The sequence below is a fragment of the Nocardia sp. NPDC050718 genome (assembly GCF_040654235.1).
Classification (GTDB): domain Bacteria; phylum Actinomycetota; class Actinomycetes; order Mycobacteriales; family Mycobacteriaceae; genus Nocardia.
This window is the reverse complement of the sequence record NZ_JBFAHQ010000011.1, coordinates 19,246-42,788: the sequence shown is the minus strand read 5'-3', so window position 1 is coordinate 42,788 and position 23,543 is coordinate 19,246. Positions and strand designations below refer to the sequence as shown.

24 protein-coding genes are annotated in these 23,543 nt (G+C 70.3%); 10 read left to right on the top strand and 14 right to left on the bottom strand.

Features of this window, described 5'->3' with window-relative positions; all coding sequences use genetic code 11:
* Positions 1 to 40: 40 nt before the first annotated feature.
* Complete coding sequence (locus tag AB0H54_RS31540) at positions 41 to 2,302, top strand: 3'-5' exonuclease (RefSeq protein ID WP_357350408.1); 2,262 nt, start codon at positions 41 to 43, stop codon at positions 2,300 to 2,302.
* Between the two features lie 57 nt (positions 2,303 to 2,359).
* On the opposite strand, the gene AB0H54_RS31535 is transcribed toward AB0H54_RS31540, so the two are convergent.
* Positions 2,360 to 3,028, bottom strand: coding sequence for a TetR/AcrR family transcriptional regulator C-terminal domain-containing protein (locus tag AB0H54_RS31535; RefSeq protein ID WP_357350405.1), 669 nt, complete (start codon positions 3,026 to 3,028; stop codon positions 2,360 to 2,362).
* 69 nt (positions 3,029 to 3,097) lie between these two features.
* On the opposite strand from AB0H54_RS31535, the gene AB0H54_RS31530 reads away from it, so the two are divergent.
* Positions 3,098 to 4,531 carry an MFS transporter gene (locus AB0H54_RS31530; protein ID WP_357350402.1) on the top strand — a complete coding sequence of 478 codons (1,434 nt, stop codon included), beginning with the start codon at positions 3,098 to 3,100 and terminating at the stop codon, positions 4,529 to 4,531.
* 11 nt (positions 4,532 to 4,542) lie between these two features.
* Positions 4,543 to 4,923 carry a cupin gene (locus AB0H54_RS31525; RefSeq protein WP_357350400.1) on the top strand — a complete coding sequence of 127 codons (381 nt, stop codon included), beginning with the start codon at positions 4,543 to 4,545 and terminating at the stop codon, positions 4,921 to 4,923.
* A gap of 61 nt (positions 4,924 to 4,984) precedes the next feature.
* On the opposite strand, the gene AB0H54_RS31520 is transcribed toward AB0H54_RS31525, so the two are convergent.
* The 3 genes from AB0H54_RS31520 to AB0H54_RS31510 form a co-directional block, all read right to left on the bottom strand.
* On the bottom strand, positions 4,985 to 5,437 hold the full coding sequence (locus AB0H54_RS31520) for a universal stress protein (protein WP_355281567.1): 453 nt from the start codon (positions 5,435 to 5,437) through the stop codon (positions 4,985 to 4,987).
* Between the two features lie 270 nt (positions 5,438 to 5,707).
* Positions 5,708 to 6,139, bottom strand: a complete 432-nt coding sequence (locus AB0H54_RS31515; protein WP_357350398.1) for a hypothetical protein — start codon at positions 6,137 to 6,139, stop codon at positions 5,708 to 5,710.
* Between the two features lie 127 nt (positions 6,140 to 6,266).
* On the bottom strand, positions 6,267 to 7,103 hold the full coding sequence (locus AB0H54_RS31510; protein ID WP_357350396.1) for a helix-turn-helix domain-containing protein: 837 nt from the start codon (positions 7,101 to 7,103) through the stop codon (positions 6,267 to 6,269).
* Positions 7,104 to 7,159: 56 nt separating this feature from the next.
* Here AB0H54_RS31510 and AB0H54_RS31505 point away from each other — a divergent pair, with 56 nt between their 5' ends.
* Positions 7,160 to 7,627 carry a VOC family protein gene (locus AB0H54_RS31505; RefSeq protein WP_355281559.1) on the top strand — a complete coding sequence of 156 codons (468 nt, stop codon included), beginning with the start codon at positions 7,160 to 7,162 and terminating at the stop codon, positions 7,625 to 7,627.
* A 35-nt stretch (positions 7,628 to 7,662) separates the two neighbouring features.
* Here the strand turns inward: AB0H54_RS31505 and uvrB are convergent, their stop codons facing one another.
* Positions 7,663 to 9,843, bottom strand: a complete 2,181-nt coding sequence (gene uvrB / locus AB0H54_RS31500) for an excinuclease ABC subunit UvrB (protein ID WP_355281557.1) — start codon at positions 9,841 to 9,843, stop codon at positions 7,663 to 7,665.
* 403 nt (positions 9,844 to 10,246) lie between these two features.
* Between uvrB and AB0H54_RS31495 the strand changes: the two genes are divergently transcribed.
* Together AB0H54_RS31495 and AB0H54_RS31490 are read left to right on the top strand one after the other, a co-directional pair.
* Positions 10,247 to 10,867 carry a hypothetical protein gene (locus AB0H54_RS31495; RefSeq protein WP_357350394.1) on the top strand — a complete coding sequence of 207 codons (621 nt, stop codon included), beginning with the start codon at positions 10,247 to 10,249 and terminating at the stop codon, positions 10,865 to 10,867.
* A 35-nt stretch (positions 10,868 to 10,902) separates the two neighbouring features.
* The gene (locus AB0H54_RS31490; protein ID WP_357350392.1) at positions 10,903 to 11,427 is read left to right on the top strand and encodes a DUF402 domain-containing protein; all 525 of its coding nucleotides are present in this window, start codon (positions 10,903 to 10,905) and stop codon (positions 11,425 to 11,427) included.
* 65 nt (positions 11,428 to 11,492) lie between these two features.
* Here the strand turns inward: AB0H54_RS31490 and AB0H54_RS31485 are convergent, their stop codons facing one another.
* Both AB0H54_RS31485 and coaE read right to left on the bottom strand, forming a co-directional pair.
* On the bottom strand, positions 11,493 to 11,918 hold the full coding sequence (locus tag AB0H54_RS31485) for a hypothetical protein (RefSeq protein ID WP_357350390.1): 426 nt from the start codon (positions 11,916 to 11,918) through the stop codon (positions 11,493 to 11,495).
* 119 nt (positions 11,919 to 12,037) lie between these two features.
* A complete protein-coding gene (gene coaE, locus AB0H54_RS31480; protein ID WP_357350388.1) occupies positions 12,038 to 13,243 on the bottom strand; it encodes a dephospho-CoA kinase in 1,206 nt (401 codons plus the stop codon).
* A 158-nt stretch (positions 13,244 to 13,401) separates the two neighbouring features.
* Here coaE and AB0H54_RS31475 point away from each other — a divergent pair, with 158 nt between their 5' ends.
* Positions 13,402 to 13,620, top strand: coding sequence for a hypothetical protein (locus AB0H54_RS31475; RefSeq protein WP_218716679.1), 219 nt, complete (start codon positions 13,402 to 13,404; stop codon positions 13,618 to 13,620).
* 55 nt (positions 13,621 to 13,675) lie between these two features.
* On the opposite strand, the gene AB0H54_RS31470 is transcribed toward AB0H54_RS31475, so the two are convergent.
* On the bottom strand, positions 13,676 to 15,217 hold the full coding sequence (locus tag AB0H54_RS31470) for an alkaline phosphatase family protein (protein ID WP_357350386.1): 1,542 nt from the start codon (positions 15,215 to 15,217) through the stop codon (positions 13,676 to 13,678).
* Positions 15,218 to 15,342: 125 nt separating this feature from the next.
* The gene (rpsA, locus tag AB0H54_RS31465) at positions 15,343 to 16,812 is read right to left on the bottom strand and encodes a 30S ribosomal protein S1 (RefSeq protein WP_355284686.1); all 1,470 of its coding nucleotides are present in this window, start codon (positions 16,810 to 16,812) and stop codon (positions 15,343 to 15,345) included.
* A 285-nt stretch (positions 16,813 to 17,097) separates the two neighbouring features.
* Here rpsA and AB0H54_RS31460 point away from each other — a divergent pair, with 285 nt between their 5' ends.
* Complete coding sequence (locus AB0H54_RS31460; RefSeq protein ID WP_355284688.1) at positions 17,098 to 17,952, top strand: class I SAM-dependent methyltransferase; 855 nt, start codon at positions 17,098 to 17,100, stop codon at positions 17,950 to 17,952.
* On the opposite strand, the gene AB0H54_RS31455 is transcribed toward AB0H54_RS31460, so the two are convergent.
* Together AB0H54_RS31455 and AB0H54_RS31450 are read right to left on the bottom strand one after the other, a co-directional pair.
* Positions 17,949 to 18,503 carry a hypothetical protein gene (locus AB0H54_RS31455; RefSeq protein WP_357350383.1) on the bottom strand — a complete coding sequence of 185 codons (555 nt, stop codon included), beginning with the start codon at positions 18,501 to 18,503 and terminating at the stop codon, positions 17,949 to 17,951. The two genes, AB0H54_RS31460 and AB0H54_RS31455, sit on opposite strands and share 4 nt — an antisense overlap.
* A gap of 87 nt (positions 18,504 to 18,590) precedes the next feature.
* Positions 18,591 to 18,884 (bottom strand): hypothetical protein, encoded by a 294-nt coding sequence (locus tag AB0H54_RS31450; RefSeq protein ID WP_357350381.1) that lies wholly within the window; start codon positions 18,882 to 18,884, stop codon positions 18,591 to 18,593.
* 98 nt (positions 18,885 to 18,982) lie between these two features.
* Between AB0H54_RS31450 and AB0H54_RS31445 the strand changes: the two genes are divergently transcribed.
* Positions 18,983 to 20,017 (top strand): helix-turn-helix transcriptional regulator, encoded by a 1,035-nt coding sequence (locus tag AB0H54_RS31445; protein ID WP_357350379.1) that lies wholly within the window; start codon positions 18,983 to 18,985, stop codon positions 20,015 to 20,017.
* An 8-nt stretch (positions 20,018 to 20,025) separates the two neighbouring features.
* Here AB0H54_RS31445 and AB0H54_RS31440 read toward each other — a convergent pair whose 3' ends face one another.
* From AB0H54_RS31440 to AB0H54_RS31430, 3 genes are all read right to left on the bottom strand, one after another.
* Positions 20,026 to 20,196 (bottom strand): hypothetical protein, encoded by a 171-nt coding sequence (locus tag AB0H54_RS31440; RefSeq protein ID WP_355284699.1) that lies wholly within the window; start codon positions 20,194 to 20,196, stop codon positions 20,026 to 20,028.
* Between the two features lie 6 nt (positions 20,197 to 20,202).
* Positions 20,203 to 21,090, bottom strand: a complete 888-nt coding sequence (locus tag AB0H54_RS31435) for an SPFH domain-containing protein (RefSeq protein WP_357350377.1) — start codon at positions 21,088 to 21,090, stop codon at positions 20,203 to 20,205.
* A 72-nt stretch (positions 21,091 to 21,162) separates the two neighbouring features.
* Positions 21,163 to 22,518, bottom strand: coding sequence for an FAD-binding oxidoreductase (locus AB0H54_RS31430; protein ID WP_357350375.1), 1,356 nt, complete (start codon positions 22,516 to 22,518; stop codon positions 21,163 to 21,165).
* Between the two features lie 94 nt (positions 22,519 to 22,612).
* On the opposite strand from AB0H54_RS31430, the gene AB0H54_RS31425 reads away from it, so the two are divergent.
* A complete protein-coding gene (locus AB0H54_RS31425; RefSeq protein ID WP_357350373.1) occupies positions 22,613 to 23,530 on the top strand; it encodes a LysR family transcriptional regulator in 918 nt (305 codons plus the stop codon).
* Positions 23,531 to 23,543: the final 13 nt, after the last annotated feature.

Sequence of the window (23,543 nt, the reverse complement as noted above, 5' to 3'; positions counted from 1 at the left end):
TCGACAACTCTGTTCTCGCCGGTGACAAAGGAGTCCTGTTTTGCCCGACCGCCTCGCCGATGATCGCGCCGCGGAACAGCAGTACCTCTCGGTGCTCTACGACCGGCTCGACGGCATGCGCGACTACGCGCAGAACCGGCTGAAGACCGTGCTGCTGGAGACCGGCGGCACCCCCCAGGCGCGCAGTGAGCGCGAGTCGTTCACCCAGCTCTACAGCGAGGACCTGGCCAAATACGACGCCGCCGAGCACGGTCTGTGCTTCGGCCGGATCGATCTGGACGGCGACGAGCCCGAAGCCCGCTACATCGGCAGGCTCGGCATCCTCGACGAGGACAACGACTACGAGCCGCTGCTGCTGGACTGGCGCGCGCCGCTGGCCCGCCCGTTCTACCTGGCGACCACCGCCAACCCCGAGGACGTGGTCCGGCGCAGGCACATCCGCTCGCGCAACCGCGCGGTCACCGCCATCACCGACGAGTACCTGGACCTGCGCGCCGCCGAGCGCGACGGCGCGGTCGGCACCGACGACGGCGTCGGCGGCGAGAGCGCGCTGCTGTCGGCGCTCAACGCCGCGCGCACCGGGCACATGAACGACATCGTCGAGACCATCCAGAGCGAGCAGGACGCGATCATCCGCTCCGAGCACAAGAGCGTGCTGGTGGTCCAGGGCGGACCGGGCACCGGCAAGACCGCGGTCGCGCTGCACCGCGCCGCCTACCTGCTCTACACCTACCGCCAGCAGCTGGCCAAGAGCGGCGTGCTGATCATCGGGCCGAACGCCACCTTCCTCGACTACATCGGGCAGGTGCTGCCCTCGCTCGGTGAGACCGGCGTGCTGCTGTCCACCATCGGCGATCTGTATCCGGGGGTGAAGGCCGTGCGCGAGGACACGCTGCGCGCCGGCGAGATCAAGGGCTCCCTCGACATGCTCGAGGTGCTCAAGCAGGCGGTCCGCGACCGCCAGGAGGTGCCCGGCGAGCCGGTGCGGCTCACCTTCGACGGCTACCCGGTGACGCTGGATCGCAAGATCGCGACCAAGGCCCGCGGCCGGGCCAGGTCCTCGCGCCGCCCGCACAACCTGGCCAGGCCGATCTTCGCGTCCTCGGTGATCGACGCGCTCACCGACCAGCTGGCCGCGACCATGGGCGCCGACCTGTCCGGCGGGACCAGCCTGCTCAGCTCGGCCGACCTCACCGAGATCGGCGACGAGATGCGGTCCGACCCGCAGGTCCAGGCCGCGATCAGCGCGCTGTGGCCGATCCTGTCCCCGCAGGAGGTGCTGGCCGACCTGCTGGCCGACCCGGCCCGGCTCGATCGCGCCGCCAAGACCCTCAGCGCCGAGGACCGGGCCGAGCTGGTCCGCACCGACGACGGCATGTTCGGCGCCGCCGACGCGCCGCTGCTCGACGAGCTGGCCGAACTGCTCGGCGTGGACGACACCGAGGAGCGCGAACGCGCCCGTCGCCGCTGGCGCGCCCAGCTGGCCGAGGCGCAGGACGCCCTCGACATCCTCACCGGCTCCGCGCCCCAGGACATCGAGGACGAACTCGATCCCGAGATCCTGATGGCCTACGACCTCATCGACGCCTCCCAGCTGGCCCAGCGCCAGGAATTCGGCAACCGGCAGACCACCGCCGAACGCGCCGCGGGCGACCGCACCTGGACCTACGGGCACGTGATCGTCGACGAGGCGCAGGAGCTGTCACAGATGGCCTGGCGCATGGTGATGCGGCGCATCCCGAACCGGTGGATCACGGTGGTCGGCGATGTCGCCCAGACCGGCGACCCGGCGGGCGCGTCGTCCTGGCAGCGGGTGCTGGAACCCTATGTAGCACAACGCTGGAAGCTCACCGAGCTGACCGTCAACTACCGCACCCCCGCCGAGATCATGGCCGTCGCCGCCGACGTGCTGGCCGCCATCGACCCCGGGGTCCAGGTGCCGCGTTCGGTCCGCGAGACCGGCAATCCGCCCCGCGCGCACCGGGTTCGGCCCGCCGAGGTGTCCGGCGAACTGGCGCGTCTGCTCGAGGCCGAGCACGGTCCGGGCACCAGCGCGATCCTCGCGCCCGCCGCGCTCGTCCCCGAACTGTCCCCGCTGGCCGGGGAATCGGTGCAGGTCCTGACCGTGCACGACGCCAAGGGCCTCGAGTTCGACCGCGTGTACCTGGTGGAGCCCCAGGCGATCCTGGACGAATCACCGCGCGGCCTCAACGACCTCTACGTCGCCCTGACCCGTGCGACCCAGCGCCTGGCCGTCGTGCACACCGAGGACCTGCCCGAGGTGCTGTCCGCGCTCGGCTAGGCGGATCGCCCTTCGGCCTGCCGGGCGTCATCGGCGCCAGACCGCCCCGGCGCGTCTTCAGGCCCGGCCCGGGTCGGCCAGCAAGCCGGTGACCAGCGCGTCCAGGCCGGTCGCGTACGTGCTCACGGCGTCGAATTCGATCCAGCGGGAACCGACTTCGGCCAGCCGCGGCATCGCGTCGGGGTCCAGGTTCGCGAAGACCTCGGCGCGATAGGTGGGGCCCTGCGCGGCACGGCGGGCCGAGCGGCCGGTGACGATCAGATCGCCCGCGGTGTAGTGCCAGATGGCTCGGTACGCGGCCACCGCGCGCTCGATGCCCAGTCCCGCGGCGACGGCGGCGTCGATGATGGTCTCGGGCACCCACAGCGCCGAACGGCCGAACAGATCGCCGTTCACCAGCACCTCCACGATCCACGCGTGCGCCGCGAGCGCGTCGTGCATCGCGGTGGCGGCGACCAGGATTCGCTGCCGGGGATCGTCGGGCAGCGCGGGCCAGACGATGCCGTCGGCGTAGTCGTCGAGGAGCAGCCGCAGCAGGTCGTCCTTGTCTCGGACGTGGTGGTACAGGGCCATCGGGGTGCACTCCAGCGCACCGGCGAGCCTGCGCATGGTCAGTTTCTCGACGCCCTCGGCCTCGATCACCGCGTGCGCGGCGGCGACGATGTCGGCGCGGGACAGGCGCGCGGGCCTGCCGGTGCGCGCTGGCTGCGAGGACGGAGTCGGCATGGGTCCATCTTGACCCATCCGGCGGCGTGGGTATGGACACGGGGCCGCGGCTGCGGTTAGTTTTTATACATGTATAAAAACTCGTCGCCGCCACATCCCCCCGCCGTACTCACCGCCGTGGGTGTCGCGCAGTTCATGGTCGCCCTCGATATGGCCGTGGTGAACGTCGCGCTGCCCGCCATCGGGGACACGCTCGGCTTCGCGCCGCTGGATCTGGCCTGGGTGGTGCACATGTACGCGCTGACCTTCGGCGGGTTCCTCCTGCTCGGCGGCACCGCGTGCGACCGGTACGGACGGCGCAGGCTGTTCACCGTCGGGCTGATCGCCTTCGGGATCGCGTCACTGGCGGGCGGACTCGCGCAGGCGCCCTGGCAGCTGGTGGCCGCGCGCGCCGCGCAGGGCATCGCCGCGGCGGCGGTGGCCCCCGCGGCCCTGGCGACCCTCACCACCGCGTTTCCCGACGGACCAGCGCGGATCCGGGCACTCGGCGTGTGGGGCGGGGTCAACGCGGCGGGCGGGGCACTGGGCGTGCTCGTCGGCGGCCTGCTCACCGAGTACGCCGACTGGCGCTGGGTGATGCTGATCAACCTGCCGATCGTCGCGATCGCGCTGCTGGCCACGGCCGCCGGCGTACCCGCCGACCGGCCGTCGAGCGGGGCAGGCCGGCTCGACCTCGCCGGCGCGGTGCTGGCGACCGGCGGCGTCGGCTTGCTGATCACCGGGATCGTCCGCACCGATCGGCACGGATGGATCTCCGCCGAGACCGGCGCGACGCTGGCGGTGGCCGCGACCCTGCTGCTCGGGTTCGCGATCGTGGAACGCCGAGCTCACCACCCGCTGCTGCGGCTCGGGCTGCTGCGCAACCGCTGGGTGCTCGGCGGCAACCTGTTCGTCCTGTGCGCCGCCGCGGGCCAGTTCTCGGCGTTCTACCTCGTGTCGCTGTATATGCAGCGCGTCCTGGGCATGAGCGCGGGCGCCACCGGCGCGGCCTTCGTCCCGTTCTCGCTGTGCGTCATCGCCGGCACGGTGGTCGCGACCCGGATCGGGACCCATCGATCCCCGCGCCCGCTCCTGATCGGCGGCGCGCTGCTGACCGCGACGGGGATCGGCTGGTTCGCGTCGATCAGTCCCGACGGCGGTTTCCTCGCCGATGTCCTCGGCCCCTCGATCATCGGCGGATTCGGGCTCGGCCTGTGCCTGGCGCCGGTCGCCGCGGCCGCCGTCACCGCCGTCGCGCCGGGCGAGGCCGGGATGGCCTCCGGCGTGTTCAACAGCGCCCGCCAGCTCGGCGGCAGCGTCGGCGTCGCGGCGCTGGCGACCTTCGCCGCCGCCCGGTCCGGTGCGGGCACCGAACCGGCGGCGCTCACCAGCGGCTACGCCTTCGCGCTCGGGATCGGCGCCCTGCTGTTCGTCGCGGCGGCCGCGATCGCCGCCCTCGTTCTCCCCGGCTCCGACGGCACGAAAACCTCTGTCCGCGAGGACCTTCCCGCGGCAGCACAGTGAAAGGAACACCGATGTCCCCCATCGATCTGTTCGACCGCGCCCTGCGCTTCCGGCCCGAAGGCACCGTCGAATCGGGCGAGCGCCGGATGGCCGCCGACGACGGCGGCTGGCAGTTGGCCGCCTTCCACGTCGAGTCCGACACCGACGTCCACGCCGACCACTGGGAGATGCATCCCGCCGGTGACGAGGCGGTGTGCTGTCTGCGCGGCGCGCTGCGCCTGTATCTGCGCCCCGCGGAACCGGGCGCACCGGAGACCTTTGTACGGCTGACGGCGGGCACCGCGTTCCTGGTGGCGCGGCACCATTGGCATCGCATCGAACTCGATGAGCCGTCCGACATCATGTCGATCGGATTGCGCGGCGGCACAAGGCAGGAGCCGGTCCAGCGCTGACGCCGGAAACAACCCGGGGGCGCTGCCGAAGCAGCGCCCCCGAGTGTGGGATCGAACAGGACTAGCGAACGGTGTGCACGATCAGCACGTCCGAGCGCGACTTGCGCGCCACGTCCGAGGGCACCGAGCCGAGCAGGCGGCCGGCCAGGGTGTTCAGGCCCCGGTTACCGACGACCAGCAGATCGGCCTTGGTCTCGTTGACCAGGTCGAGCAGCGAATCGACCGGCTCGCCGACGATGGCGCGCTCGACGATGTTCTTCGCGCCGGCGGCCACCGCCTTCTCCCGGGCTACGTGCAGGATCTCGTTGGTCGGCGCCGAGCCACGCACCTGGTAGGCCTCGTCCTTGAGCACGTCGGCCGCGGCGGCGACATCGCGATCGTCGGTCGGGAAGTAGGCACAGGCCAGCACGAGAGTCGCGTCCGCGTCGCCGGCGAGCGCTGCGGCCTTCTCCACGGCGACGTACGACGAATCCGAGCCATCAGTACCGACGACAATGGTCCGGTAGGCGGTCATCTCTCCTCCAACTTGGTCGGTGCCGAGCACCGATCAACCCGGGAATCGAGCGTCAGCGCGGCAATTGGGTCGACCCTAACGCCAAAACAGGCCGATTTATCGACAAATCGCAACAGATCACATCGGGAGTGTTGGCGCCGGTGGGCGCCGTGCCGGTGGCCTTCGCGACAGTGGCGAAGAGTCACCTGCGGCGATCAGACCGCGACTCGGGAAAACTGTGGCCTATCACAACACAATCAACGCGCCTGCGCGGCTGGGACTTTGCTCACATCAGCCGGAAAAGCTGGGCAGCCCGCAGGCGGCGCTTCCGGTACCGGTGGACGGCGCGACCGTCACCGTGACGGGGACGATCCACCGGGTGCTGATCCCGGCGACTTTCGCCGTCACTTCGTGCGTGCCGGCGGCGGCGGGTCGCCAGGTCGTGGTGGTGGCGCCGATGGCGGGCACCGCGACGGTGCCGATCACCGCGCCGTTGTCGTAGAAGGTCACGTCGGCGCCGGAGTCACTGCTGCTGTACCCGACGACACCGACCGCGGTGACCGTGTACGAGCAGCCGGCTGTGTGATCGGAGCCCTCGACCGCGACGTGCTGGGTCGAGTCGGCGTGCGCGAACGGCGCGATCAGCGCGGCCGTGGCCAGGGCCATGGCGATGCCGGAGCCGGCCAGACCGAGCCGGGTGGTCCGGCGGAAAGTTGTTGTCACCGTTGATGTCCTCACTCTCCCGCGGCAGCGATCGCCGCGAATGCGGTGAGACTATCGACGGACAGCACCGTTCCCAGTCGAAACAACGATATTTCACATACCCGAATTCTGGGGTCTCGACACCCTGTCAGCGCGGTGCGCTCGCCGCGCTCGCCTGCGCTTTACGCGCGTATTCCCACGGCGACATCCCGATCTCGGCGGTGAATTCCCTACTGAAATGTGCCTGATCGAAATAGCCGAGGTCGGCGGCCAGCGTCGCCAGATCCGGCTTGTCGCCGCGCGCCAGCAGATCGGCGGCATCCTGCAACCGGAATCGGCACAGCACCCATTTCGGCCCGGCCCCGACATAGCGGCGGAACAACCGCTGCAACGTCCGGATCGGCACCGCGAAGCGTTCGGTCACCTGGTCGACCCGGGTGAGCGCGGGATCGGCCGCCATCGCGGTGACGATGCGCGACACCAGCGCGTAGTGCGGATCGTCCGCGCGACCCCGCCCGGCGAAGAAATCCTCGACGATCGACACCCGCGCCGCGTCGGACGGCTCTGCCAGCACCCGGTCGGCCAGGCCCGCGGCGGCGGGCAGCACCTCGGCCAGCGGAGCCGAATCATCGCGCAGCGCACCGACATCCCCGCCGGTGAAGGCGCCGAACCCACCGGGCCGGAACCGGAGACCGAACGTCTCGCCCTCGCCGTCGAGCTCACGCACGTACTTCGTGGTACTCACCCCGTTGACGAATCCGCCGGTGCGCAGGCTGCTGCGCTCGAAGGTGACATTCACACACGGGAACGACAGCACCTCGGCGCGATAGGCCGGTTTTCCCCGCAGATCCCAGCGCACGACCCAGTACCGATCGGCGAACTCGGCCAGCGCGGGACCGACCGCCAGCCGGTCCAGCGAGCGATGCCGGGCCTGCTCCCCCGGATGCAGAATGCCCTTCGTCTCGGCCGGATCGGGTGCCGTCATCGGATCTGTCGCTTTCTTACAAGATCGGCCGACGCCGCTCGACCAGGATCGAGGACATGACCAATCCCGTTGCGCCCATTCCGGAGGGCTACCACTCCATCACCTGTTTCCTGGCCGTGCCGGACGCCAACGCGGCCATCGACTTCTACACCGAGGTGTTCGGCGCGAAGCTGCTCAGCCGGGCCGATCTGCCCGACGGGCAGGCCGCCCACGCCGAGCTGCTGATCGGCGATTCGACCCTGCAGCTCGGCATGCCCATCCCCGACAACAACGTGCGCGCACCGCTGGACTGGGTACACACCTCGATCGTGCACTACTGCCCCGACGTCGACGCCGTGGTCGCCCGCGCGGTCGCCCACGGTGCCCGCACCGCCGAGGAGCCGCAAACCTTCGTCAACGGCGAGCGCTTCGGTGTGGTCATCGACCCGTTCGGCCACCGCTGGGCGGTGCTCACCCGGGTCGAGGAGATGTCGCGTGAGGAAGCCGACCGCCGGATCGCCGCCTGGATGGCGGAATCCGCGTAGCGGCCCGCGCCGCGGGACCTGGCCGGGCGGCATGCTCAGCTCAGGCCCGCGGCGTCCATGCCGCGGAGTTCCTTCTTCAGATCGGCGATCTCGTCGCGCAGCCGCCCCGCCAGCTCGAACTGGAGCTCGCGGGCGGCGTTCATCATCTGGTCGGTGAGGGAGGCGACCAGATCCGCCAGCTCCGCGCGCGGCATGGACTTCACATCGCGTTCGGCGTAGATGCCCGCGCTCACCGCGCGGCCCGGCTCGCCCTGGGCGCGCCTGCCGCGGCTGACATTGCGGCCCGAACCGCCGACGGCGACCTCGTCGTCGGCCTCCAGGTACACCTGATCCAGGATGTCGGCGATCTTCTTGCGCAGCGGCTGCGGATCGATGCCGTTGGCCGCGTTGTAGGCGACCTGCTTGGCGCGGCGGCGATCGGTCTCGTCGATCGCGTGCCGCATCGAATCGGTGATCTTGTCCGCGTACATGTGCACTTCGCCGGACACGTTGCGCGCCGCGCGGCCGATGGTCTGGATGAGGCTGGTGCTCGACCGCAGGAAGCCCTCCTTGTCGGCGTCGAGAATCGCCACCAGCGACACCTCGGGCAGGTCGAGACCCTCGCGCAGCAGGTTGATGCCGACCAGCACGTCGTACTCGCCCAGGCGCAGCTGCCGCAGCAGCTCCACCCGGCGCAGGGTGTCGATCTCGGAATGCAGGTAGCGCACCCGCACGCCGAGGCCGAGCAGGTAGTCGGTGAGATCCTCGGCCATCTTCTTGGTGAGGGTGGTGACCAGCACGCGTTCGTCGCGCTCGGTGCGCTGACGGATCTCGTGCACCAGATCGTCGATCTGGCCCTTGGTCGGCTTCACCACCACCTGCGGGTCGACCAGGCCGGTCGGGCGGATGACCTGCTCGACGACCTCGCCACCCACCTGCCCCAGCTCGTACGGACCGGGCGTCGCCGACAGATACACCGCCTGACCGATCCGGTCGGCGAACTCCTCCCAGGTCAGCGGGCGGTTGTCGACCGCGGACGGCAGCCGGAAACCGAACTCGACCAGGTTGCGCTTGCGCGACATGTCGCCTTCGAACATGCCGCCGATCTGCGGCACCGTGACATGCGACTCGTCGATGACGAGCAGGAAGTCGTCGGGGAAGTAGTCCAGCAGGGTGGCGGGCGCCGACCCGGCCGGGCGGCCGTCGATGTGACGCGAGTAGTTCTCGATGCCCGAGCAGAACCCGACCTGGCGGATCATCTCGAGGTCGTACTCGGTGCGCATGCGCAACCGCTGCGCCTCGAGCAACTTGCCCTGCTTCTCCAATTCGGCCAGCCGCTCGGCCAATTCGGCCTCGATGTCGGCGACCGCGCGCTCCATCCGCTCCGGCCCGGCGACGTAGTGGGTGGCGGGGAAGATGCGCAGCGAGTCGACCTGGCGCACCACGTCACCGGTGAGCGGGTGCAGGTAGTACAGCGCCTCGATCTCGTCACCGAAGAACTCGATGCGGACCGCCAGCTCCTCGTAGGACGGGATGATCTCGACGGTGTCGCCGCGCACCCGGAACGAGCCGCGGGTGAACGCCATGTCGTTGCGGGTGTACTGCACGTCGACGAGCAGGCGCAGCAGCGCGTCGCGGTCGATCTCGGTGCCGACCTCGAGCTGCACCGAGCGGTCCAGGTAGGACTGCGGGGTACCGAGGCCGTAGATGCACGACACCGAGGCGACCACGACCACGTCGCGCCGCGAGAGCAGGCTCGAGGTCGCCGAGTGCCGCAGGCGCTCGACGTCGTCGTTGATCGAGCTGTCCTTCTCGATGTAGGTGTCGGTCTGGGCGATGTACGCCTCGGGCTGGTAGTAGTCGTAGTAGGAGACGAAGTACTCGACCGCGTTGTGCGGCAACATCTCCCGCAGCTCGTTGGCCAGCTGCGCGGCGAGGGTCTTGTTGGGCGCCATCACCAGCGTGGGCCGCTGCAGCTTCTCGATCAGCCACGCGGTGGTCGCCGATTTACCGGTGCCGGTGGCACCGAGCAGGACGACGTCCTTCTCCCCCGCGGTGATCCGCCGCTCCAGCTCGGCGATGGCGGCGGGCTGGTCGCCGGCGGGCCGGTGCTCGCTGACCACCTCGAACTGCCCGCCCGCACGCTCGATGGTGCCGACGGGGCGGTGCTCGGAATGAGCCAGCGGGTGCCCCCGCTCCTCGTACCCTTCCGTCGGGATCTCGGTTGCGAATGCCATGTCCACCAGGTTAGGCCCGACCACCGACAAGTCGCGCGGACAGCCCGCTCACCGGCGCCGATCCGGCGACACACCCGCGCCACGCCGAGCCGCCGCCCGCCGCCCCGGTGTCGTTCGGATGAACTTCTGCTCATCGAGAAATCCGCTCACCTGCGCGAACGCCGCGCCACTCGGCGCACCGCAGCATCGTGGCGACCACGCGCCCGCGACCACATCGCCTGGTCGGGCCCGTGCCCGCGATCGACCGGCGGCGGCCCGGCTACTTCGGAGCATACCGGCGGGATGTCCGAAAAGTCCCATGTCCCAAGGGTATTCACAGCGCTGTGGTCCAGCAGACACGGTGCGCGAGGCGCATCCGGGCGTACCCTGAGCTGATCATCGGCACGTGGTGAAGGACAAGGCCATGAGCGCACTGCTTCCTCTGCTCGTCGCGGCTCCGGCGGTCACCGGATTCGCGGGATACTTCGCACGGGAGATCCGCGGCCCGCAGCCGCCCCCGGTACCGACTCCCACCACGCCACCGCCGGGTCGCCCCCGGATCGAGTTCTTCGACGTGGCCGAACTCACCAGCACCGATGCCAAGGGCTACATCCGGCCCGTCGACCGGTACGAGGTGCAGCCGTGGGGCATGTACCTCGCCCGTACCGTCGACCGGCCGCGCGGCCGCTACGAGGAGTCCTGGCTGCTGCCGGGACCCGCCGTGCGCGCCACCATCGAGCACGACCGCCCCGGCCACCACCGCAGCCACGACTACGTCCTCGACATCGTCGAATTCGTCCAGGTCGGCCCCAAGCGCTGGAAGGCCACCGACTACTTCCTCGACGTCGCCGTGCGCCGCGGCCGGTCGGCGACCCTGCGCGGCGCGAGCGAGCTGCTGGCCGCGCACGCCGCGGGCCACGTCGACACCGCGCAGGCCGATCGCGCCTTCGAACGGGCCGCGGCCGTCCTCGACGGCCTCGCCGCCAACGACCACGACGTCGAGCAGTGGCTGCGCTCGCGGGAGATCACCCTGACCTGGATGTGAGCGCGGCGGGCCGGTCACCGGTAGATTTTCCGGTCATGACGCAGGCATCCACCGTGCACGTGCACCCGCCCAAGATCGAATACTTCGATGTCGCGGCGCGGACGAACACCGATCCGAAGGGATTCGTCCGGCCGGTGGAGGTCTACCGGGAGGAACCGTGGGGCCTCTACATGGGCAGGCACTCCGACCATCCGAACTTCCACTACCTGGAGTCGTGGGTACTGCCCGAGCTGTCGCTGCGGGCGACGAAGTTCCACCACAACCCGGGCGTGGAACGCTGGCAGGACATCTACGTCGACGTCGGGTCGTTCACCAGGGAGTCGGCCACGCTGTGGAAGTCGGTCGACCACTACCTGGATCTACTGGTGCGCACCGGCCGGGAGGTCGAACTGGTCGACATCGACGAACTGCTGGCCGCGCACGCCGATGGCCTGCTCGGCGCGGCGGACTGCCAGGCCGCGATCGAGCACGCGACCGCGGCGATCGACGGGATGGCCGCGCACGGGCACTCGCTCGAGGCCTGGCTGGCCACCCGGGGTATGACGCTGACCTGGCGCTGAAATAACGACACCGCCGGCGACCCTCGGTAGCGAGGTCGCCGGCGGTGTCGTCGTTCGGAGCGGGATCAGCCGGCCGACAGGCTCGGGAACAGATCCGCCAGACCGCCGCCGCAACCCGCGCTGCCGGTCGCGGGCGCCTGGGCCACGGTGACGGTGATCGAGTCGCTGATCAGCAGCTGGCGCGCCTCGAGCTTGTGCTGACCCGCCGTGGTGGGCTTCCAGGTGGTGCTCACCGTGCCCGAGAGCAGCGACGGCGACACCGTGGCGATGTCGACACCGTTGTCGGTGAACTTCACCGAGGTCAGCCGGTCGACCTCGACGCTGGCGGTCAGCTTGTAGCTGCAGCCGACCTTGTGGTCGCTGCCCGCCACCGTGACGTTGCCGACCCAGGCGGAGGCCTGCGGGGCGGCCAGCACGATACTGGCGGCGACGGCGCCGAATGCGGTGACGCCGAAGCCCGCACGGCCGAACTGACGGTGATGTGTTGTCATACGCGCTACAACTTCCCTGTGAACCGAGTCACCGGCTGGTGACTCGGCACAATGTACCCAGCGTGCGACACCCCTCGGCCGCTTTTTGAAACATTGATGTTTAACAGATTGGTCTCGGGTCAGACGCGCGCGCGAGCCCAGTCGGTGACCACCGGATACACCGCGTCGAACCACGGTTCCCGCACCGCGTAGTACGCCTGGGCCGCCGCCTCCCCGGCCTTGCCCGCCGCCGCCTGCTCGGCCTCGCGCTTGATCACCAGGTACGCCGCGCGCGCGTCCTCCTCGGCGCGCAGCCAGTCCCGCAGCTCGAGGGCGAACCGCTGGCCGGGCGAATCCTGCACGCGCAGATGGATGTTCGCGGGGCGGGCGGGATCGGCGTTGCCGTGCAGGCGCTTGCCCCAGCGGGCCAGGTCGGTGCCGTCGGGATCACCGGGGGTCGGCTTCGGGTTGTCGTGGGTGACTCCGGGCGCGGGCGGGAACCCGGCCCCGGCGAGCGCGTCGGCCAGCGACTCGGCGGTGGCCAGGTCGGCCACCGTCACCTGGATGTCGATGACGTCCTTCGCGGGCAGGCCGTGCACCGCGGTGGACCCGATGTGGTCGATCCGCACCGCCGACGCGCCACACGCCAGGTGCAGCCGCGCGATGATCCGGCGGGCCTGCGCGGCCCAGTCCGGATCGGCGGGCACCAGCCGATACGCGGCCTCGGCGCGGATGCCCTCGCGCTGATTGCGCTCGAACGGCACCAGCCGCTCGGCCCACAGCGCGCGCACCCGGTCCTCGACGATCTCCGGGGCGCCGTTGTTGTCGAGCCACACGTCGGCGACCGCGTGCCGCTGCTCGTCGGTGGCCTGGGCGGCGATCCTGGTGCGCGCGTCGGCCTCGGCCACGCCACGCTGCTCGACCAGCCTGCGCAGCCGGGTCTCGACCTCGGCGCCGACCACCAGGACCAGCTGCATGAGCGGGGCCAGCCCGTTCTCGACGAGCAGCGGAATGTCCTGCACGACGATCGCCTGCGCGGGCGCCGCACCGATCAGCTCCGCGGTCCGCGCGCCGACCAGCGGATGGGTGATCGCGTTGAGCTTGCCCCTGGACTCGTCGTCGGCGAAGGCGACCGCGGCCAGCGCGGGCCGGTCGAGACTGCCGTCGGCGGCGAGGATATCCGGCCCGAACGCCTCGACCAGCGCGGCCAGTCCCGGCGTGCCGGGGGCGACGACCTCGCGGGCGATCGCGTCGGAGTCGATCAGCACCGCCCCGCATTCGACCAGGGTCCGCGCCACTGTGGATTTACCCGCTCCCATGCCTCCGGTGAGGCCGATCCGCAACATGGGGCCCAGTCTCGCAGACGCCGCGCCGCCCGGTCCGCGCCATCGGATTCTTTCCGACACGCCCATGCGCCGACCGGCGCAAATCCGGGGTCGGGCGAGTCGCGTGGATTAATGTTCGCGCTGGCGAGAATGCCGACAGCAGCTACCGAAGGATGAGCATGGGCACCACAGACCACCGGACGGCTCGCCACCGCCTGGGAATGCCCGGCGGTGTGCATTGCATCGAACACCCCGCTGTCGCGGCGACTCTCGCCGAATACCGCCGATCGTGGTTCACCGCCCTGATCTCCCCCGCCCGGCACAGCTTCGCCGCGATGCGCAAACGTCCCAGCATGGCCGCCGCCGCGGGCTACTGGGTCCCCGCCGCCGCGAGCTGACTCCCCGCGACAGCGCGCAACGGGCCCGGCGACGAATCGCCGGGCCCGCGCCGTGTCACACCCCGACCGGACCGCTCGGCGCGCGTCTGCCGCCCGGCTGCTGCGTCGGCATCGCGTTCGGCGGCACCGGGTAGGGCGCGCCCTGACCGAGGGTGCCCGCCGCGATGTTCGGCCCGCACTGCGCGACCGCCGCGTCCGCCTTGGGTCTCGGGTCGGGCAGCACCGGCCTGGCGGCGTTCGGCGCGGCCGCGAAATCGAAGGTCGAGGTCATGTCCCCGGTGACGCCGCGCCGCCACGCGGTCAGGTTCGGCACGTCGACCCCGAACCGGGTTTCCAGCAGCCGCAACTGCGAGGTGTGGTCGAAGGTCTGCGAGGCGACCAGCCCGCCGCGGCTGTAGGGCGAGACGACCAGACAGGGCACCCGGTAGCCGAGACCGATCGGCCCGGCGATCCCACCCGCGGCGGGCACCCGGTCCAGCGGCACGGTCAGGAACTCCCCCGCCGTGCCCGGCGGCGGGGTCGGCGGGACGACGTGGTCGAAGAAGCCGCCGTTCTCGTCGTAGCTGATGATCAGCGCGGTCTTCTCCCACACCGCCGGGTTCGAGGTGAGGATGTCGAGCAGCTGCACGATCCCGACCGCGCCGAAGGCGGCGGGCAGGGCCGGATGCTCGCAGTGCAGCACCGACGGCACCACCCAGGACACCGCGGGCAGGGTGTTGTTCGCGACGTCGGCCTGGAAGTCGTTGGGGTACACCGGCGCGATGCCCCGCCGGGCCAGCTCGGAGTTCGGGTCGGCGGCCTGGGTGAAGCAGCCCATCATGCCGTCGAGGATCATCGAGGACGCCGGACCGACATCGCGGTTGCTGTAGATCTTCCAGCTCACGCCCGCCTCGGACAGGTTCTCCGGGTAGGTGCGCCAGCTGTAGACGTTCTTCGGGATCAGCAACGGCGTCTCCACCAGCGGACCACCGGCCAGACCATCGGGATCGATGGTGGCGCTGACCCAGTACAGCCGGTTGGGATCGGTCGGGCCGAGCACCGAGCAGTGGTAGTTGTCGCAGAGCGTGAACGCCTGCGCGAGCTCGGTGTGGATCGGAATGTCTTCCGGCAGGTAGTAACCCATCGCCGCGGGCGCGTTGGCGGGCCCGACCGAGGCCACCGACATCGGCATCCAGCCGTCGTTGCGCCCGTCGTTGAACGCCTTGTGCATGCCCGGCCAGGTGTGGTCTGGGTCGTTGATGCACTCACCGTCCAGGGTGGCGCCGCGGGTGGTGTCGAGCCGGAAGGGCTCGACGAAACCGTCTGCGGTGGGCCCGATTCCGGGCGACCAGCCGTACTGACGCCACGCCGCCGACTCCTCGCCGAAGCCGCGCACCCCCGACAGCGTGCCGAAATAGTGGTCGAAGGACCGGTTCTCCTGCATGAGCAGGACGAAATGCTCGATGTCGCCGAGCCCGCCCATTCCGGCCGGATCGGCGGCGAAGGCGCGGTCGATGATCGGATTCGCCCAGGTGGCAAGCGTTCCCACGGCGCCGGCGGCCATCGCCTTGGCCAGGAACTTACGCCGGTTGAGACCGGCGAACGGACCAGAACTCATGTCGATGGAGCACCTTTCCCGAGGGGGATGGAGCGATCGGCGCCGACACTACTCCACCCGACCTGGGAAAAGGCCGAAGGCCCCGGTCCGTGTGGACCAGGGCCTTCGGTACTGCTCTACCCGAATCAGGCGTTGCCGGAGAGCTTCTCCCGCAGAGCCGCGAGCTGGGCGTCGCTGGCGAGCGAACCACCGGCGGACTCGGCCGGGCCGGAGGTGGCCTGCGAGCCGCTCTCGGAGGAGTAGTTGCCCGAGGTGGCACCGCCGTTGGCGGCCTCGGCGGCAGCGTCGGCTGCCATCTTCTCCATCTGAGCGGTGTGCATCTTGTGGCGACGCTCGGCCTCGGCGTAGCGGCCTTCCCACTCTTCACGCTGCTTGTCGAAGCCCTCGAGCCATTCGTTGGTCTCGGGATCGAAGCCCTCGGGGAAGATGTAGTTGCCCGCGTCGTCGTAGCTGTCGGCCATGCCGTACTTCGACGGGTCGAACTCGGCGTGGTAGTCCTCGTTCGCCTGCTTCAGCGACAGCGAGATCCGGCGACGCTCCAGGTCGATGTCGATGACCTTGACCATCGCGTCGTCGCCGACGGCGACAACCTGGTCCGGGACCTCGACGTGGCGCTCGGCCAGCTCGGAGATGTGCACCAGGCCCTCGATGCCCTCTTCGACGCGCACGAACGCACCGAACGGAACCAGCTTGGTGACCTTGCCCGGCACGATCTGACCGATCGCGTGGGTGCGGGCGAACTGACGCCACGGGTCTTCCTGGGTGGCCTTGAGCGACAGGGAGACGCGCTCGCGGTCCAGGTCGACGTCGAGAACCTCGACGGTGACCTCGTTGCCGACCTCGACGACCTCGGACGGGTGGTCGATGTGCTTCCAGGACAGCTCGGAGACGTGCACCAGGCCGTCGACGCCACCCAGGTCCACGAAGGCACCGAAGTTGACGATCGAGGAGACCACACCCTTGCGGACCTGGCCCTTCTGCAGCTGGTGCAGGAACTCGCTGCGGACCTCGGACTGGGTCTGCTCGAGCCAGGCGCGACGCGACAGGACCACGTTGTTGCGGTTCTTGTCGAGCTCGATGATCTTGGCCTCGATCTCCTTGCCGACGTACGGCTGGAGGTCGCGGACACGACGCATCTCGACGAGCGAGGCGGGCAGGAAGCCACGGAGGCCGATGTCGAGGATCAGGCCGCCCTTGACGACCTCGATGACGGTGCCCTTGACGGCCTCGTCCTTCTCCTTGAGCTCCTCGATCGTGCCCCACGCGCGCTCGTACTGCGCCCGCTTCTTCGACAGGATCAGGCGGCCTTCCTTGTCCTCCTTGGTGAGAACCAGGGCCTCGACCTCATCGCCCACGGAAACGACCTCATTGGGGTCGACATCGTGCTTGATGGAGAGTTCGCGGGAGGGGATGACGCCTTCGGTCTTGTAACCGATGTCGAGCAGGACCTCGTCACGATCGACCTTGACGATGGTTCCCTCGACGATGTCGCCATCGTTGAAGTACTTGATCGTGGCGTCGATGGCGGCGAGGAAATCCTCGGCGGAGCCGATGTCGTTGACGGCTACCTGCGGCGAGGTGACGGTGGTGGGCATATGTGGATTTGCTCCGGACGGATTGTGGTCGGTTGCGGACATTGGAACTTTCGGTACGCTGCGAGATCACCGCGACGAGGCGACGAAGGATACCGGGTAAGTATCGCACGGACCGCCACACTTGCTGGTGATCGAACTCAGCACGGGCGACTCCGTCATCGGATACCGTACGCATTCAACCCCGGCGCACAGCGCTCCTCGAAAGACACTCGCGTGCCTCAGCGTACGCGACCCCTGTCCAGCCGGGCAAACCACCCCCTCCACCCCGCGGATACCCTGATCGCCGTGTCGGACGACGAACGCCATGCGCAGGCCAACGCGCTGCTGGGAACCACCGCGACCACCCGGACCAAGATCGGTTCGGCGGACAGCGAACGCGCGAGCAGGCGCTGGTGGGACGCCGACGCCGACCAGTATCACCAGACCCACGCCGACTTCCTCGGCGTCGATTCCCCCGAGGGCGAGTTCGTCTGGTGCCCGGAGGGCCTGCACGAGGGCGATATGGGCTTCCTCGGCGAGCTGAGCGGCAAGACCGTGCTGGAGATCGGCTGTGGTTCCGCGCCGTGTTCGCGCTGGCTGGCGGGCCAGGGCGCCTATCCGGTCGGCCTCGATCTGTCGATGGGCATGCTCGAGCGGGGCGTGGCGGCGATGGCGCGGGGTGGGCCGCGGGTGCCGCTGGTCCAGGCGGGCGCCGAGGCGCTGCCGTTCGCCGACGCCTCCTTCGACCTGGCCTGTTCGGCCTTCGGCGGAGTCCCGTTCGTCGCCGATTCCGCGCTGGTGATGCGGGAGGTCGCCCGGGTGCTGCGGCCGGGCGGGCGCTGGGTGTTCTCGGTGAACCACCCGATGCGCTGGATCTTCCCCGACGATCCCGGCGCGGACGGCCTGGTCGCGCGCATCCCCTATTTCGACCGGACGCCGTATGTCGAGGTCGACGGCGACGGGGTGCCGACCTATGTCGAGCACCATCGCACCATCGGTGATCGGGTCAGGGAGATCGTCGGCGCCGGCCTGACCCTGCTCGACATCGTCGAACCCGACTGGCCGGAGTGGCTGGACCGGGAGTGGGGTCAGTGGTCGCCGCTGCGCGGGGAGATCTTCCCCGGCACCGCCATCTTCGTCACCGAGAAGCCGGGCGCCTAGAACTCGGGCAGCGCCGCGAAGCCGGGGTCGACCCGCACGTTGGGCACGGTCTCGGCGATCCAGCGGCGGGCCCTGGTCAGGGCGTGCTCGGGGAACACGGCGTCGAAGCGGACGTCGTCGGACAGGAGATAGGGCAGGCGCCCGCGCAATCCCGGCGCGTACGGGTGCGGCGGGCACATCTCGGCGCGGTGGACCTGCGCGCCGATCGAGGATTCCCGCAGCCCGGGCACCCCGGTCTCCGGACAGATGATCTGGAACACCGCGGAGCACCGGTCCTTGGGCACCACGATCGACGCGGCGAAGACGAGCTCGCCGCGCGGCCCCGGCAACTGTGTCTTCTCCACCCGCAGCAGCGCGGGCAACTGGTCGACCCAGACCACGAACGCCTCGATCAGGCAGCCGGTGCGGGCGTGGTGCTCGGCCAGCCGCCTGCGCAGCCGCGGCAGATCGTGCAGCCGGGCGGGCAGGTCGGGCGCGCCGTCGACATAGGTCAACGCGACGACATCACGAGTGGCCGGATTCCCCCAGGTCGTGTTGTCCAACTGCTGCATTCCAGGAATGTCGAACGAGATGGGCACCGGGACAACTTACCGGCGCGGACGAGTTCGGTTGTCCCCGTGCGCGGTAGAACGTGCCGCTCAGGCGGAAATACGTGCTTCGACCAAGTCCACCAGCCAGGAGTGGTGACCGATCACCACCGCGCGGCTGCGCGGGGTGGCCAGCACGGGCGCCAGCGCGGTCCGGAACGCCTCGGCGGTGGCGCGGTCGTCGAAATCGAGGTCGACGAGGACGCGGGCCGGGTCGCCCTCGACGCGGCCGACGCGGTAGGTGCGCACACCGTGCTCGGCGCGGAAGCGTTCGTACTGGTCGAAGGCCGCCTTCCAGGTGTCGTAGTCACGCACGGTGTTGTCGATGTGCAGGGTGGTGGTCATGGTCGCCTCCGTTGCTCGATGGAATACATCGAGTGTCGGCCCGATCGATGCCCCGCCGACATCCCTGATGCTGGGGGTTTTCGCCGTAGACTGAGCCGGTGCCGAGCGCCTTGGCCGACCGGGTGAGCCGGCTGTGCCGTGCCGATCACTCCGCCAAACGACTGCGCGAGCTCGTGTTGGCCGAGATACGGCTGTCGATGCCGTTCACCGGCCATGTCTTCGCGCTCACCGACCCGGTCACCGCGGTCGCGACGGCCCCGCTCGCCGATGTGCCCGGCCTCGATCTGGCGCACCTGCCGGACCTGATCCGGGCCCGCTATCTCACCCCGCTCAATCGCTGGGACACCCTGCGCGGCACCGGCGCCCACTCCCTGCTCGAGGCCACGGGCGGGGAACCCGACCGCTCGCTGCTGTGGCGCACCGCCCAGCGGGCCCTCGGCGTCACCGACTCGGCGACCGTCACCTTCGCCGATCGGTACGGCTGCTGGGGATTCCTGGAGTTGCTCCGGGTCGACGAATCACCTTTCACCAGAAGCGAACTCGCCGCGCTCACGGCACTGACGCCCGCGATGTCGACCGCGCTGCGCGCCACGGTCGGCGCCGGGTTCGTCGAATCCGACGCGCAACTGCCGCCGCTTGGCCCCGCGGTCGTCCTGCTCGACGACGACCTGCGCGTGCGCTCGCAAACCGCGGCCGCCGCCGCGTCGCTGCTGCGCCTGCTCCCGCCCGACGAACCCGTCCCGCCGGTCCCCGCCTCGGTCTACAACGCCGGCGCCGCGCTGCTCGCCGCCGAGGCGGGCACCCCGATCGGCCCCGCCTCGGCCCGCATCCACCTGGGCGGCAACCGCTGGCTCACCGTGAAGGCCGACCGCCTCGGCGACCACGACATCGCCGTCGCCCTGGAACCGAGCACCGCCGCCGAACGCCTCGACCTGTTCACCCGCGCCCACGGCCTGTCCACTCGCGAATCCCAGGTCCTCGCCCTGCTGGCCACCGGCCTGGACTCCCGCGAACTGGCCGCCGAACTCGTCCTCTCCGAGCACACCGTCAACGACCACGTCAAAGCCATCCTCGCCAAGTCCGCCACCCGCACCCGCCAACGCCTGCTGACCCGCGTCCTCGGCGTCACCTGACGCGGGCGCTACTTCGAGCGGGGCTTGCGGCCCGCCTGGTCGAGGGCGAGGCGGAGGGCGTATTCGATCTGGGAGTTGACGCTGCGCAGGTCGTCGGCCGCCCACTTGGCGATGGCCTCGTGGACGGCCGGGTCGAGCCGCAGCAGGACCTTCTTGGGTTCCTTCTTCGGCACCGTCATGGCGGGTCAGGCGTAGAGGGATCCGGTGTTCACGACCGGCTGGGTGGCGCGGTCGCCGCAGAGGACGACGAGCAGGTTCGAGACCATGGCGGCCTTGCGTTCCTCGTCGAGTTCCACGGTGCCCGCCGCGGCGAGGCGGTCCAGCGCCAGGCCGACCATGCCGACCGCGCCCTCCACGATCTGGGTGCGCGCGGCGACCACCTGGGCGGCCTGCTGGCGGACCAGCATGGCCTGGGCGATCTCGGGCGCGTAGGCCAGATGGGTGATCCGGGCCTCGATGACCTCGATGCCGGCGGTGAGGGTGCGCTCGCGCAGTTCCTCGGTGAGCTCCTCGGCCACCTCGGCGCCGTCACGCAGGCTGGTCCGCGCAGCGTCGTGCGCGTCGTAGGGGTGGGTGGTGGCGAGGTGGCGCACCGCCGCCTCGGACTGGGTCTCGACGTACTCCTCGTAGTCGTCGACCGCGAACGCGGCCTTGAAGCTGTCGACCACCTTGTAGACGACGACCGCCGCGATCTCGACCGGATTGCCGTCGGCGTCGTTGACCTTCAGCTTCTGTGTCTCGAAGTTGCGCACCCGCAGCGAGATCGACTTGCGGTCGGTCAGCGGGAGCACCGAGAAGAACCCGGGGTCCGACACCGAGCCGACGTAGCGGCCGAAGAAGGTGACGACCTTCGCCTCGTTGGGGTTGACGATGATCAACCCGGTGGCGAGCACCGCCAGCACCAGCACGATGACGGCCGCGGCGACCGCGCCCGCCCAGGCCGGCGCCCCGCCGTCGTGCTGGGTGGCGGCGATGAACGCGAAAACGGCGGCGGCGCCGAACACCAGGGTGAGCACCAGCCACCCCAGCAAGACGACGAATCCGTTGACGCGGAATGCGGACCGCAGCTCCATGACATCCTCCCGATATCTGAGTGATATCACCAAGATAGTAGAGATCGGCCGGATCGACAAGCGGCGAATTCCTTACGCGGGCGCGATATTGCGGTTGAAACGGAACATGTTGCGCGGGTCGTAGGCCGCCTTGGCCGTGACCAGCCGGGCGTAGGTGTCCGGGGTGTAGCCCGCCTCGGTCTGCGCCGCGTCCGCGGCGGCACCCGCGCCGTAGAGGAAGTTCAGGCTGTGCCCGATCGTCCACGGCGCCAGCGCTTCCCGGACCGCGGCCAGGCCGGCGGGTGCGGTGTCGCCCGCCGCGCCGGTGATCACCCGGACGACGAACTCCGCGTCGCGGTGGTCCACCGACGACGCGTCGCCGTGCCGCAATGCCCCGCCCAGGTGCCGGATGTCGACGACGGCGTCGACCGGGCCGCCGGGGGCGGTCAGCGCGCGCAGTGCCGCGATGCCCTCGCCGGTCAGCTCGGACAGCAGCGCGTTGGTGGCGGCGTAGGCGTGCGGGAAGTCCGGGTCGCTGTGGATGGTGTGTGACTCGGTGTACGGCAGGACGCGCAGGTCGTCGCGCAGCCGGTCGCCGATCGCACGCAGGGGCGCAACGAGCCGTTCGCCTTCCTCGGCGGGGCCGTCGAAGGCGATCCGGATCGAGGCGACGTGCCTGCCGCGCATCGGTTCCGGCACCGGCGGGATGTCCGGGAAGGTGACCACCGCGATCGTCGAGGTGAGGGTGTCGGGCAGCGTCGCGGTCCACCGCCGCCAGGTGTCGAGCGCCGGGTCGACCAGCGGGGTGTCGAAGATCAGCTGGCCACCGAACACCTCGGTAACCGGCACCAGCCCGAGCTCCAGCGCGGTGACCACGCCGAAGTTGCCGCCGGAGCCGAGCACCGCGCCGAACAGTTCGTCGGCGGGGGTGAGCGTGCGCATCCGTCCGTCGGCGGTCACCAGGTCGATCGAGCGCACATGGTCTGCGGCATAACCGAATTCGCGGGCGAGCAAACCGAGCCCACCGCCGAGCACGTACCCGACGACACCCACCGAGGGCGAGGAACCGTTGAGCGGCGCCAGCCCGTGCGCGGCCGCCGCCTCGACCAGGACACCGGCCCGCACCCCGGCGCCGATCCGCGCGGTGCGCGTGCGCGGGTCGACGGTGATGGCGTCCATCCGGTGGGTCGTGATGAGCACGCCGTGATCGGCCGCCACCGAGAGCCCGTGCCCGGTCGCCTGCACGGCGACCGGAAGTCGGTGCCGGGCGGCGTATTCCACGGCGGCGCGGACGTCCTCGGCATGCACCGCGCCGACGACCAGGGCGGGACGGTGGGTGTAGGCGGTCTGGAACCCGGCCACCTCCTCGGCGTAGCCGGGGTCGGCCGGGGTGAACACCGGGCCGGTGAAGCGGAGGGAATCGAGGGTCTGCGCTGCGTTCTCGGTCATGTCCTCGACTGTGCCGCCGCGCCGTCGAGAAGTACAACAGATAGTCTTTCTCGACTCGATAACTATTGGTTATGGGAAACGCTAGAATCCCGGGATGGAACTGCGGCAGCTGCGGTATTTCGTCACCGTCGTCGACGAGGGCGGGTTCACGCGTGCGGCCGAGCGCCTGCACCTGACACAGCCGGGACTGAGCGCGCAGATCAGGCAGCTGGAACGCGAGCTGGGGCAGCCGCTGCTGGTCCGGGGCACCCGCTCGGTGACACCCACCGAGGTCGGGTCCGCCGTGCTCGGGCACGCGCGGGCCGCGCTGGCGGCGGCCGACCGGATCGGCGAGACCGTGCAGGAATTCACCGGGCTGCTGCGCGGGCACGTGCGGCTGGGGGTGATCTCCGGTGCGGCCACCGAGGAGTTCGATGTCGCCGGGGTGCTCGCCGACTTCCACGACGATCACCCGCGGGTGGGGATCAGCCTCACCGAGGACACCGCCGAGCGGATGCTGGGCGCCATCGAGCGCGGCGAGCTGGATCTCGCGATCGTCGGATTGACCGGCGCCGCACCGGGTCCCGGCGTCGGCCTCGAGGTGATTCTCGAGACACCGGTGGTCGCCGCCGTCGCGCTCGACGCACCGGTCGATCCCGCCGAGTCCGCCGGCACGATCACCCTGGCGGCGTTGACCGATCGACAGCTCATCTGCCTGCCCACCGGGACCGGGCTGCGCGGCGTCTTCGAACGATCCTGCGCCGCCGCCGGTTTCACGCCACAGGTCGCGTTCGAGGCCGCCGCTCCCCCGCTCCTGCTGCGCCTGGCCGCGCGGGGTCTCGGCACCGCGGTCGTGCCCGCCCTCACCCCGGCCGAGGCCGCCGCGTTCGGCGTGCGCGCCCTGGCCATCGTCGAGCCGCGCATCCACGGCCGCCTCGCGATCGCCTGGCGTACCGACCGTCCCGGCAGTCCCGCGGCCACCGTGCTGCTCGGCCAGCTGCGCATCGCGCTCGGAAGCCGTGCCCGTGGGTGATGTCGGCGTCGTC